The organism is Arthrobacter sp. H14, assembly GCF_000520495.1.
Classification (GTDB): domain Bacteria; phylum Actinomycetota; class Actinomycetes; order Actinomycetales; family Micrococcaceae; genus Arthrobacter_C.
In genome coordinates this window covers 17,350-29,669 of record NZ_KI914640.1, presented here as the reverse complement: position 1 = coordinate 29,669, position 12,320 = coordinate 17,350, and the positions used below count along the sequence as shown (strand labels likewise).

Below are 12,320 nucleotides of genomic sequence, written 5' to 3'. Positions count from 1 at the left end.
ACGCTGACACCGATGTGCTCGCTGCGGCCGGCAAGGACCACTACGATGCCGAACGCGGACACGGATAATCCCCACGAAGTGATGGACCATACGACTGCGTTGCCTTGCCGGCGGATGCCGCCAAGGGGTCCGGAAAAGACGCCCGCCAACGTAGCGCCCAGTGCCATCGCCGCGAGCAGAATTCCCGCCGTCAGTTCGCCGCCACCAATCAGCACAGCGCCAATGGCCGGAAGCAACGCCCGCGGCTGGGCCAGCACCATCGCTGCCAGATCCACCAGGAACGTCATCCTGATATTCGGACGGGTGGACAGGAAGCGGAATCCCTCCAGCACCGACCGGAGACCAGCCTTCTGGATGTGGCCTTCGGGCGGCATCGATGGGAGTTTGAGCAGGGCCCACAGCGCGGCGGTGAACGTGACGACGTCGAACGTATAAGTCCAGCCGTAGCCGATCTGCGCCACCAGCAAGCCGGCCACCAGCGGACCAATCGTCATCCCGACCGCGAAGGTGATCATGGTCAGTGCGTTGGCGGAGGGCAGTAATTCCGGGCGGACCAGCCGCGGGATGATGGCGCTGCGGGCCGGTTGGTTAATCCCGGCGGCGCCACTGTGCAGGGCAATGAGTCCATACAGGATCCAAATGCTGTCCAACCCCAGCCAGGCCTGCGCGGCGATGCCCATCGTGCTGACCCAGAGCACCGCGGCGGAGGCAAGCGCCACCTTTCGACGGTCGTAGGCGTCGACGATGGATCCGCCGTAGAGACCGGCCACAACGAGCGGCAGCAGCCCGACAAGGCCGAGCAGTCCGACGTAGAGGCTCGACCCGGTCAGTTCGTAAACCTGCAGGCTGACTGCCACAAGCGTCAGCTGCGTTCCGATCGCGGACAGTGCGGTGCCTGTCCACAGCCGCCGGAATTCGGGGCTCTCCTTCAGCGGAGTGAGGTCGGCGAGGAGTCTGGGCACCAGATGATTCTAGACGCGTTCCCGTTCAGGCGCTGGTGACCCCCGGCTCCCCCGCTGGTGCCGCCTTCATGGCGTGTTCGACGGCGGCGTCTGGACCGCATGTTCGACGGCGGCCAGCAGTCCAGGATCGGCAAGGGTCCGGAAGTGGCCGTGCGACTCCAGCTCGATATTGGTGGCTCCGGGGAGGTGGCTGCCTCCCGGAATGTGCGGATCCCAGGCGCTGAAGATGGAGGTGATCCGGCTGTTCACACCTTGATTTCCTGCCAATGTGCGGAGGATCTTGTTCGAGGGAGCGAAGGCGCGGATGCTCGGCAACAGGAAGAACCGCGCGTACACGGAGCCGGAGAAGGGGGTATTGATGGCGGCCATCCCGGTGACCCGGCCGCCGTCGTCGTCGTCGGACATCACGTATTTGCCGATAAGTCCACCCTTGCTGTGCGCGACGATATATACGTCCTGCAGGTCATGCAGTGCCAGATAGTCCTGGACCAGGCCCGCCATTTTGGCGACCGATCCGCGGTTGTAGCCGAGCCCATCCACTACGTGGACCGGATGGCCGCGGTCGTGGAGGCGCTCGGCGATCGGGTGCATGAACTGCCAGCGCTCATAGATTCCTGGCAGCAGCAGCACCGGGCGGCAACGGGGATCCACGTCCTGCAGGTAGCGGGCGGCATCGGTGCGGAACAGGAAGCCGTGGACCTGCCAGAAGGCCACGTAGACGTAGTCGAGGAACCAGGACCAGCCACGGTGGAAGAGGCCGGAGATCCGGCGGCGCGGACCTGTTTTCAGCATCGCGCCGCCACCTCCAGGCACAACTGTGCGACGGCTTCCGGGTGGATAAACATCACCACATGGGGTTTGCCGGCAATCTCGATGGCCCGCCCATTCCGGCTCAGGCCGGCCAGCTGGTGCACCCATGCCCGTGGCGCGACCGGATCGTGTTCCCCACGCGCGACGACCAGCGGTGTTTCGATTTCCCGGATCCGGTTCTCGGTCTCGTAATTGAGCATCGCCGGCAGGATCTTGGCGTACCAGACGGGGCCGCAGCGCAGGTAGTCGGTAAACACCACCACGTTGGATGTGAACGGTTCGCGGAGAACATCCTTCAGCAGCCGCCAGCCCTGTGCCGGCGTATTCCGGGCGGCGCGATCCGTCGTCGGCCCCAGCAGCACGACGCCGGCAACCGCCGCAGGTTGCTGCCGCGCCATTTCAATGGCGATCTGCGTCCCCATCGAATGCCCGACGACGACTGCCGGGCCGCCGTCGTCGTCCATCTCCAGGGCCGCCAGCGTGAGCCGGGCGAAGTCACCGATTCCTAGACTGTGCTCCGGCTTGGGCGTGCCGCCGAAACCTGGAAGATCGACCACCGATACGGAGGCGTACTGCGCCAGTTCACGGGCCAGCGGCAGGAAGTAGCGGTGCGAGACGCCGATGCCGTGCACCAGCAGGAAGCGCAGTCCGCCATGCCCGCCGGAGCGGAGATTGAAGCGGATGCCCTCCACCTCGACGGTTCGTTTCGCGAATTCCGTCACGCTCCTCCTGTCCGCACCGGTGATCACTCAGTACACTTACCATATAGTCCGCTGGCCCGCGGCCGATCACGATCCTTCCACGGGCACGACTCGAGCCATCAGAGTGTCCGGGACGGAGTTTGCAGATGTTTACCAAAAATGTTGCCGATGGGATCCACCGCATCGAGAACGCCTACGTGAATGTGTACCTTGTCGAAGACGGCGACAAGGTGGCGATTATCGATTCCGGTCTGCCCGCCATTTGGCCGGAGCTGAAGTCCGCCCTTTCGGAGATTGGCGCCGATGACGGCCATGTCAGCCATTTAGCGCTTACCCACGCGCACTTTGACCACTTGGGCGTGGCCGCGAAGGTACAGGCCGAATACAACGTCCCGGTCCTGGTGCACCGCTCGGATGCCTTCATCGCCGCACACCCGTACCGCTACAAACACGAAAAGCCACGCTTCATGTACCCTATTCGCTACCCGAAGGCCGTTCCGATGCTGTTCGCCATGGCCAAAGCGGGTGCGCTGCAGGTAAAGGGATTGGACGACATGCGGTACCTGGACATGGGCAAGGCCGATTACCTGCCGGGTAATCCGGAAATCATCCATACTCCCGGCCACACCGCCGGGCATGCCATCCTGCACTTCCCGGAGCGCGACGCCGTTATTTGCGGGGACGCGCTGGTGACCCTGAATCCCTACACCGGCAAGCGCGGGCCGCATATCGTGGCGGGCGCGGCCACCGAGGACAGCAAAGCCGCGCTGGAATCACTGGACCTGATCGCGGCTACGGGCGCCTCGACGCTGCTGCCCGGACATGGCGATCCTTGGACGGGAGGGGCTGAAGCGGCCGTGCGGATGGCGAAATCGAACGGTCCCAGCTGACGCTGAAAACTCAGTGCAGTAAATGCTCCCGGCCGAACATGGTTGCTGCCGCCCGCGCGGTCGGCGTTCCAGCATCGAGATCCGCACCGGCGTCCCTCAACACAGTCACCACGTCGTCCGCTCCCTTGAACAGCGCCCCGGCGATAGGTGCCTGGTCACGGTCGTTGCGAACGTCCGGGTCAGCTCCAAGACCGAGCAAGGCACGGACCGTGGCTGCATGCCCGTGGTAAGCAGCGAGCATGAGCAGGGTATTACCGGCCTCGTCAGTCGTGTTCACAGGCAACCCGTGCTCGATGAACTCGGCTAATTCGCCGGTGCTGCCTTCCCGGGCGAAATCCATGGCGACCGCCACCACCCGTTCGGTTTGCTCCGGTGTCAATCCGTCGCTCATATATGTCAGTCCTTCTGATTGCTTCAGTGGTACCACGCATAGACCGGCGTGGCGCAGCATAACTGCACCACGCCGGTCCTTGCGGTCCATTACCGGCGGACCACCTGTGCCGGATCCTTCAGGTTCGAATCAGACAGAATCCGAGTTCACGTCCGTGGCGGAGATCTTGCCGGCCTGCAGTGCCTCGATAGCCTTGCGGACGCCTTCGCCGTAGGCCGGGTCGGCCTTGGTGCAGTTGGCGATATGGCGCTCAACGGTGGCCTCTGAGGCCCCGTCGATGGCGCGGGCCGTGTTTTCGAAGAGTACCTGCTGCTGCTCGGCGGTCATCTTTTCGCGGAAGAGGATGCCGGGCTGCTCGAAGTAGTTGGCATCGTCCTCGCGGTAGTTGAACCGGTCGGCGGTGGAACCGATACCCTGTGCCGGCTCGCGGTAGGAGGGCTGCTCCTGCCAGCGGCCGTACGAGTTCGGCTCAATGCCCGGCGTCGCACCCTGGTTGCCGTCCACCCGCATGGCGCCGTCGCGGTGGTAGGAATTAACCCGGTTGATCGGCGCGTTGACCGGAATCTGGTGGTGGTTCACACCGAGCCGGTAGCGCTGTGCGTCACCGTAGGAGAACAGCCGGCCCTGCAGCATCTTGTCCGGCGAGTAGCTGATGCCCGGAACCAGGTTGGAGGGTGCAAAGGCAGCCTGCTCGACGTCGGCGAAATAGTTTTCGGCGTTGCGGTTCAGCTCCCATTCGCCGACCTCGATCAGCGGGTAGTCCTTCTTGGACCAGACCTTGGTCAAGTCGAAAGGATGGTAGCGGTAGCTTTCGGCGTCGGCTTCGGGCATGATCTGGACCATGAGCTTCCACTTGGGGAAGTCACCGTTCTCAATCGAATCGAAGAGATCGCGCTGGTGCGACTCGCGGTCATCACCCACGAGCTTGGCCGCCTCTTCATCGGTGAGGTTCTTGATGCCCTGCTGCGTGCGGTGGTGGAACTTGACCCAGAACCGCTCGCCCTCGGCGTTGATCAGGCTGTAGGTGTGCGAACCGAAACCGTGCATGTGACGGTAGGAAGCTGGAATGCCGCGGTCGGACATTACGATGGTGACCTGGAGCAGCGCCTCGGGAAGGTTGGTCCAGAAGTCCCAGTTGTTCTCGGCGTCGCGCATGTTGGTGCGCGGATCGCGCTTCACGGCGTGGTTGAGGTCAGGGAACTTCAACGGGTCACGGAAGAAGAACACCGGGGTGTTGTTTCCAACCAGGTCCCAGTTGCCCTCTTCGGTGTAGAACTTCAGCGCGAAGCCGCGGATGTCGCGTTCGGCGTCGGCCGCGCCGCGCTCACCGGCCACAGTGGAGAAGCGGGCGAACATGTCTGTCTTCTTGCCGACTTCCGAGAAAATCTTGGCGCCGGTGTACTGGCTGATGTCATTGGTCACCGTGAAGGTTCCGAATGCGCCCGAGCCTTTGGCGTGCATACGCCGCTCCGGAATAACTTCACGATCGAAGTGGGCGAGCTTCTCCAGGAACCACAGATCCTGCAGCAGCATCGGGCCGCGCGGACCGGCAGTCATGGAGTTCTGGTTATCGGGAACCGGCGCGCCGGACGCCGTCGTCAAAGGTTGCTGATTGTTTTCGGGCAAAACTCGCTCCTTGGATGGTCATTCATATCGTTGTGCCTAATTGTCGTTCGCAAGACATCCTGGGCAGGTGCCCCAGAATGTCACTTCGGCCTGCTCAACTGCGAACCCGGATGGGACCGCAGTATCGAGGCAGGGCGCCTTGCCCACCGCGCATTCCACGTCGGTGATGGCGCCGCACGTGCGACACACCAGGTGGTGATGGTTATCCCCGACGCGGGTCTCGAACCGGGCGGGTGAACCCGCCGGCTCGATGCGGCGCAAGAGTCCTGCATCGGTGAGTGCGTGCAGGACGTCATAGACGCCCTGGATCGACACCGACCCCAGGTCGCGCCGGACAGTCGACACGATGGTGTCGGCATCCGAATGGGGATTGTCCGCGACCATCGTCAGCACGGCTATCCTCGGGCGGGTTACCCGCATGGGTACCGCCCTCAGGAGTGCCTCAGCATCAGTGGTCGTCATGGCATAAGCCAAACAGGTTTTCTGGAACTATTCAAGTTAAGTGTCCCGCGGTGACTGGTACCGGCCTACGCTGGCCGGGCCACCGTTCAGTGGTGTTGTACGGCAAGTTCCGATGCTTGTCCGGCAGGCGCTTCTTCGGCCAGCTTGGAACCTTCCACATCCACGTCCGGGAGCAGCCGGTCCAGCCAACGCGGCAGCCACCAAGCCGACTTGCCGAGCAGGTGCATGGCGGCCGGCACAATCACCATCCGCACCACGAACGCATCCAGCAGCACACCGAACGCCAGCCCGAAGCCAATCGGCCGGACCATCGTCAAGTGCGAGAAGACGAACCCGGCGAACACCGACGTCATGATGATCGCCGCCGCTGAACCCGCCGGCTCGATGCGGCGCAAGAGTCCTGCATCGGTGAGTGCGTGCAGGACGTCATAGACGCCCTGGATCGACACCGACCCCAGGTCGCGCCGGACAGTCGACACGATGGTGTCGGCATCCGAATGGGGATTGTCCGCGACCATCGTCAGCACGGCTATCCTCGGGCGGGTTACCCGCATGGGTACCGCCCTCAGGAGTGCCTCAGCATCAGTGGTCGTCATGGCATAAGCCAAACAGGTTTTCTGGAACTATTCAAGTTAAGTGTCCCGCGGTGACTGGTACCGGCCTACGCTGGCCGGGCCACCGTTCAGTGGTGTTGTACGGCAAGTTCCGATGCTTGTCCGGCAGGCGCTTCTTCGGCCAGCTTGGAACCTTCCACATCCACGTCCGGGAGCAGCCGGTCCAGCCAACGCGGCAGCCACCAAGCCGACTTGCCGAGCAGGTGCATGGCGGCCGGCACAATCACCATCCGCACCACGAACGCATCCAGCAGCACACCGAACGCCAGCCCGAAGCCAATCGGCCGGACCATCGTCAAGTGCGAGAAGACGAACCCGGCGAACACCGACGTCATGATGATCGCCGCCGCTGTCACCACCCTCGCCCCGTGGCTGAATCCGCTCCGGACGGCATGCCTCGCCGGCTCGCCATGGATATACGCCTCGCGCATCCCCGATACCAGGAACACCTGGTAGTCCATCGCCAACCCGAAGAGCACCCCAATCATGATGATGGGCAGGAAGCTGAGCACCGGCCCCGGATTGTGCACCCCGAAGATCTCCCCCAGCCAGCCCCACTGGTAAATGGCCACCACAGCGCCGAAGCTCGCCGCCAGCGACAGCAGGAACCCGGCGGTGGCCAGCAGCGGCACCACGATCGAGCGGAATACCAACAACAGCAGGATCAGGGACAGTCCGACGACGAGGCCCAGGTACAGCGGCAACGCGTCCAGGAGCTTCTGCGAGACATCGATATTCACGGCAGTCTGCCCGGTGACACCGATTTCGACGCCGGTGGCAGCGCTGATTTCCCCTGCCGAATCCCGGAGTTCGTGGACGAGTTCCTCGGTGGATTGGTCGGAGGGACCATCGGTGGGAATGACCTGGAAGATCGCAGTGTCGCCGTCCTGGCTGGCTCCTGCCGGAACTGCAGCGGCGACGTTGTCAACCCTCCGGAGCTCGCGGACCACATCGAAACGCGACTCTTCAGCCTCCTCGTCACTGAGCCCGGACGGCATTTCACCGACCACGAGCAGCGGACCATTGATGCCCTCGCCGAAGGCCTGGCCAAGACTCGTGTACGCCGCGTAGGCCGTCGAGTCTGCCGGCTCCGCACCGCCGTCGGGCAATCCCACGCGCAGGTCCATCGCCGGCAGCGCCACCGCGCCGAGCGCCAGGATGCTGACGATGAGCATCACGATCGGGTGCTTCGTGACGAAGCCGCCCCAGCCCCGGCCGGAGTCGATCCGCTCGGCCTCGGCTTGATCCTCGTGCTCGGTGCCGCCCGATCCGGCCTTGGCCCAGACGCGCTTCGAGATCAGCCGGTTGCCGATCGTGCCCAGCAGTGCCGACGTCAGGGTCAGGGCGACGACGACGGCGACCGCAACGGTGGCGGCGCCGGCGAGTCCCATGACGGCAAGGAACGGGATGCCGGTAACCGACAGCGCGGCCAGGGCAATCACCACGGTCAGGCCGGCGAAGAGGACCGCGTTGCCGGCCGTTCCGGTGGCCCGCCCGATCGATTCGCCCATCGGCATGCCGTGCAGCAGTTGCGTCCGGTGCCGGTTGACGATGAACAGAGAGTAGTCAATCCCGACGGCGAGACCCAGCATCAGCGCCAGCATCGGCGAAACCGAGCTCATCTCGATCACCCCGCTCAGCGCAAACGTCCCGCCCACGCCCACCGCCACACCGGTCACGGCCATCAGCAGTGGAAGCCCCGCAGCCACGAATGTCCCCAGCATGACCAGGAGCACGACGGCGGCCATCGCCACGCCGATGATCTCGGCAGCTCCGAAAATCTCCGAGATGTCCTGGACGATTTCCTTGCTGTAGTCGACCTGCACACCTGAGGCCTTGGCAGCGTTGACGACGTCCTGGACCTGCTGCCGGGTTTCGGCGCTGACCGCGTTGATCTCCTTGTCGAACTGGACCCGGGCAACCGCTACCGAACCGTCGTCGGACACGAAGTGGATGCCGCTGGACAGTTCGAGTTGCTCCTGCCCTTCGGCCAGTTCCGCCTCATTGGCGGCGATTTCCTCCCGGCCGGCTTCCAGCTCTGCCGCCTTGGCGTCGAGCTGCGCCTGGGACTCTTCGAGTTGGGTGAGTTGCTGTGCAGCGCCCGGAATTCCCGCCGCGGCCGCGGCCTGCAGCTGTTCCTTCGCCGCATCGAGCTCCGCCTGCGCTGCTTGCAGTTGCTCCGCACCGGCTTCCAGCTCGGCCTTGGCCTGTTCGATCCGGTCCTGCCCCTCGGCGATTTCTGAGCCGGCGTCCTTCAACTGCTGTTCGGTTTCGAACGGCTTGACGACGGATTCGACACCGGAAGCGCTGCCGAGTCCGGTGAGCGCCTCCTTGATGGCATCCTTCTGTTCCGCGCTGAAAGGCTCATCACCGGCGTCGAATACGATGCTGCCGCTGCCGCCGGTAGCCTCGGGCAGTTCCTTTTCCAGCTGGTTCAATACGCGCTGGGATTCGGTTCCGGGAATACTGAAGCTGTTGGTCAGCGTCCCGGAGAATGCCGCTGCGGCGCCGCCGACGGCGAGGACCGCGGCAACCCACACGGCAATCACCCAACGCCGGTTCCGGTAGCAGAATTTGCCGAGTCTGTAGAGCACGGAAGCCATCAGTATCTTTCTTGCAGGTGGAACGTGGAATGTCGTTTAGGAGCTGAACCCGTTGCGGAGGTAGCCGAGCGCATCAATGAGCAATTGCCGCAGGGATTCAAGCGATGCCGGGCCTAAATCGCCGCCGGTGCGCTGCAGCCATTCGGACAAAGCTGCGCGCGCGCTGGCAAAAACCGAGCCGACCAGGGAAGCCACGTAGAGCGCGTCCGCTTCCCCGTCGAGCCGCTCCTCGATGGCGGCGACGACTTTCCGCTCGGCATGCGTCCAGGCTTCGAGCTGGAACCGTTGCATTTGCGGATTCTCTTCGGCCAATTCGAACAGTTCCGCCGTCCGCTCGAGGTTCGCGGGATCGGCCAGGGCCGTCAGCGCCTGCAGCATGGACTCCACCAGCGGCTCCCCTGCAGGGCGGGCATGAAAATGCGGCAGGACTTTGTCCAGGAAGTCCTCGATATGGACGGCGAGCGCTGATTCGGGACTGGGAAAGTAGTTGAAGAACGTCCGGCGGGAAACACCGGCGTCGGCGGCAACTTCATCTGCGGTGAAATTGCCCGGGCCCTTGCTGCGGACCAGCTTCATGGCCGACTCCGCTATCGCACTCCGGGTGGCCTGTTTGTTCAATTCACGACGGGAAGGTGCCGCCCCGGCTTCCGGGACGGCACCTTCAGGGTCGTCGGTATAAGAAACGGACATACGAGTTACACTAAGTGCAAGTTTGCACTCCGCGCAACTAATAGCCTTGTGATATTCACGACGCCGCCATAGGCGCTCCCTTCGTCAACCAACAGTGGCTTCCAAACCTCCGGGTTACATATCAAACAACCGTGAACGAATCAGGAAACGCCTGCCTTCCGGCGCCTCAAGCGAGAACCCCGCGCCGCGGCCGTCGACGACGTCGACCGTCAGGTGGGTATGGCTCCAGTAGGCAAACTGCTCGCGCGACATCCAGAACTCAATCGGCATGCCGGTGCCGTCCCCGTCACCGGGCGATCCGTCGTCGTTCCCGATATCAAAATTGCCCAGCAGGACATCCGAGTCTCCGGTCAGCAATTCACCCGCCGGATAGCACATCGGCGAGGACCCGTCGCAGCAACCACCGGATTGGTGGAACATCAACGGGCCGTGCCGCTTCCACAACTGCCGGAGCAGCTGAACCGCTTCTTCGGTCAGGGCCACCCGGGAGAAATCCTCCCCCGGGATGGCCGCCGTTGCCTCAAGGGTCATTTAGAAGAATCCCTGCTTGTTTTCCGAGTAGCTGACCAGCAGGTTCTTGGTCTGCTGGTAGTGCTCGAGCATCATCTGGTGGTTCTCCCGGCCGATGCCGGAGGACTTGTAGCCGCCAAAGGCCGCATGCGCCGGATAGGCGTGATAGTTGTTCACCCAGACCCGGCCGGCCTGGATGTCGCGGCCCGCACGGTAGGCGACATTTCCATTCCGCGACCAGACGCCGGCACCCAAACCATAGAGGGTGTCGTTGGCGATGTGCAGCGCATCCGCGTAGTCGCTGAATTTCGTCACCGCCAGCACCGGACCGAAGATCTCCTCCTGGAAGATCCGCATGCTGTTCTGGCCCTCGAAAATGGTCGGCTGGACGTAGAAACCCTCGGACAGGTCGCCGTCCAGGATGGCACGCTCGCCGCCGGTGAGGATCTTCGCCCCTTCCTGCTTGCCGATATCCATATAGGAGAGGATCTTCTCCAACTGGTCATTCGATGCCTGTGCGCCGACCTGAGTGTCGGTGTCCAGCGGATTCCCCTGGATAATCTTCTCCGTCCGGGCAATTGCGTCCGCCATAAATTTGTCGTACATCGACTCCTGCACCAACGCACGCGACGGGCAGGTGCAGACTTCACCCTGATTGAAGGCGAAGAGCGCGAAACCTTCCAGTGCCTTGTCGTAGAAGTTGTCGTTGGCTTCGGCAATGTCGGCGAAGAAGAGATTCGGGCTCTTGCCGCCGAGTTCCAGTGTCACCGGAATCAGGTTCTGGCTGGCGTACTGCATGATCAGCCGGCCGGTGGTGGTTTCACCGGTGAAGGCGATCTTGCGGATCCGCTTCGAGGAAGCGAGCGGCTTGCCCGCCTCCACACCAAACCCATTGACCACGTTCAGCACGCCGGCCGGGAGCAGATCGCTGATCAGCTCCATCAGCACCAACAGCGACACCGGCGTCTGCTCGGCCGGCTTGAGCACCACGGTGTTGCCGGCCGCCAGCGCCGGAGCCAGCTTCCACGTGGCCATCAGGATCGGGAAGTTCCACGGAATGATCTGCCCGACGACGCCGAGCGGCTCGTGGAAGTGGTACGCCGTCGTGTCGTCGTCGATCTGCGACAGGCCGCCCTCCTGGGCGCGGATGGCACCGGCGAAGTACCGGTAATGGTCTGCCGCGAGGGGCAGGTCCGCCGCAAGGCACTCACGGATCGGTTTGCCATTGTCCCAGGTTTCGGCGACGGCGAGCATCTCCAGGTTTTCTTCGATCCGGTCGGCAATCTTGTTCAGGACCCGTGCGCGCTCGGCCACCGGCGTCTTGCCCCAGGACGGCGCCGCCTTGTGCGCGGCATCGAGCGCCAAATCGATATCCGCCGCCTGGCTGCGGGCCACCTCGGTGAAAGTCTTGCCGGTCACCGGCGAGACATTCTCAAAGTATTCGCCACCGACCGGCGCTACCCATTCGCCGCCGATCCAGTTCTCGTAACGCGGCTTGAACGTGATCTTGGATCCATCCCGGCCTGGTTGTGCATAAACGGTCATTACGTTTCCTCCTGGTTAGTGACGTCATCGTCCACGCTCTTGAGCTTAGGGACCCAAAGGTTGCATCCAGGTTGCAAGCCACCAGTCACCGGACGGCTGCACAGCAGTTCAGCGGCAGAATCATTCGGGTCCGGAGTTCAAAGGCGGAGCGGCTCAAGCCCGGAGTTCGGCATCAATCCTTTCCAGATGTGCGACGACGGCGGCCCGCTTTGGCGAGCGCGGCGACAGAAGCTTCAGGCACGTTTCCCACACGACGACGTCGTCCGCCGCCTCCGGGAGCTGGGCATACTCCATCAACGCATCAGGGCCGGCGTCGTTGAGAACCGCCTCCCGGAGCGCGGCACTGATCTCGCGGCGCAGCTCCACTATGGCCGGCGCATCCGAGCGCGGAATGAGCGGGCCACGGTAGATCTGCAGGGCCATCCGGTGCGATCCCCGGTGCAGGTAATTCAGCACCTGCCGGGCGTCCACCACCAATGGTGTGCGCAGCCGGTACGGGCGGGATTCCGGAACGGC

Annotated in this window: 11 protein-coding genes and 3 pseudogenes; 1 reads left to right on the top strand and 13 read right to left on the bottom strand. The window is 63.5% G+C overall.

The window, feature by feature from the left end:
* The 3 genes from Y707_RS23980 to Y707_RS0106325 all read right to left on the bottom strand — a co-directional run.
* The coding region (locus Y707_RS23980; RefSeq protein ID WP_035780604.1) for an MFS transporter at positions 1-962 on the bottom strand (962 nt) is incomplete at its 3' end.
* A 66-nt stretch (positions 963-1,028) separates the two neighbouring features.
* The gene (locus Y707_RS23975; protein ID WP_051441714.1) at positions 1,029-1,754 is read right to left on the bottom strand and encodes an esterase/lipase family protein; all 726 of its coding nucleotides are present in this window, start codon (positions 1,752-1,754) and stop codon (positions 1,029-1,031) included.
* Positions 1,748-2,494, bottom strand: coding sequence for an alpha/beta fold hydrolase (locus Y707_RS0106325; protein ID WP_026534451.1), 747 nt, complete (start codon positions 2,492-2,494; stop codon positions 1,748-1,750). Before Y707_RS0106325 ends, Y707_RS23975 begins: the two co-directional genes overlap by 7 nt.
* A 125-nt stretch (positions 2,495-2,619) precedes the next feature.
* Between Y707_RS0106325 and Y707_RS0106320 the strand changes: the two genes are divergently transcribed.
* The gene (locus Y707_RS0106320; protein WP_026534450.1) at positions 2,620-3,363 is read left to right on the top strand and encodes an MBL fold metallo-hydrolase; all 744 of its coding nucleotides are present in this window, start codon (positions 2,620-2,622) and stop codon (positions 3,361-3,363) included.
* A gap of 10 nt (positions 3,364-3,373) precedes the next feature.
* On the opposite strand, the gene Y707_RS0106315 is transcribed toward Y707_RS0106320, so the two are convergent.
* From Y707_RS0106315 to Y707_RS32680, 10 genes and pseudogenes are all read right to left on the bottom strand, one after another.
* Positions 3,374-3,754, bottom strand: coding sequence for an ankyrin repeat domain-containing protein (locus Y707_RS0106315; protein ID WP_026534449.1), 381 nt, complete (start codon positions 3,752-3,754; stop codon positions 3,374-3,376).
* A 129-nt stretch (positions 3,755-3,883) separates the two neighbouring features.
* Positions 3,884-5,380: a catalase gene (locus Y707_RS0106310; protein ID WP_026534448.1), complete on the bottom strand. Its 1,497-nt coding sequence runs from the start codon at positions 5,378-5,380 to the stop codon at positions 3,884-3,886.
* A 36-nt stretch (positions 5,381-5,416) separates the two neighbouring features.
* Complete coding sequence (locus Y707_RS0106305) at positions 5,417-5,842, bottom strand: Fur family transcriptional regulator (protein WP_026534447.1); 426 nt, start codon at positions 5,840-5,842, stop codon at positions 5,417-5,419.
* Positions 5,843-5,928: 86 nt separating this feature from the next.
* Positions 5,929-6,213 (bottom strand): annotated as a pseudogene (locus tag Y707_RS32690) (MMPL family transporter); the annotation flags it as partial.
* A 12-nt stretch (positions 6,214-6,225) separates the two neighbouring features.
* A pseudogene (locus Y707_RS32685) lies at positions 6,226-6,396 on the bottom strand (transcriptional repressor); the annotation flags it as partial.
* Positions 6,397-6,524: 128 nt separating this feature from the next.
* Positions 6,525-9,059 (bottom strand): MMPL family transporter, encoded by a 2,535-nt coding sequence (locus Y707_RS0106295; RefSeq protein ID WP_026534445.1) that lies wholly within the window; start codon positions 9,057-9,059, stop codon positions 6,525-6,527.
* Between the two features lie 36 nt (positions 9,060-9,095).
* Positions 9,096-9,749: a TetR family transcriptional regulator gene (locus tag Y707_RS0106290; RefSeq protein ID WP_026534444.1), complete on the bottom strand. Its 654-nt coding sequence runs from the start codon at positions 9,747-9,749 to the stop codon at positions 9,096-9,098.
* A gap of 114 nt (positions 9,750-9,863) precedes the next feature.
* Positions 9,864-10,280 carry a DUF779 domain-containing protein gene (locus tag Y707_RS0106285; RefSeq protein WP_026534443.1) on the bottom strand — a complete coding sequence of 139 codons (417 nt, stop codon included), beginning with the start codon at positions 10,278-10,280 and terminating at the stop codon, positions 9,864-9,866.
* Positions 10,281-11,804 carry an acetaldehyde dehydrogenase ExaC gene (gene exaC, locus Y707_RS0106280; protein WP_026534442.1) on the bottom strand — a complete coding sequence of 508 codons (1,524 nt, stop codon included), beginning with the start codon at positions 11,802-11,804 and terminating at the stop codon, positions 10,281-10,283. It abuts the gene before it with no gap.
* Positions 11,805-11,957: 153 nt separating this feature from the next.
* A pseudogene (locus tag Y707_RS32680) lies at positions 11,958-12,320 on the bottom strand (transcriptional regulator); the annotation flags it as partial.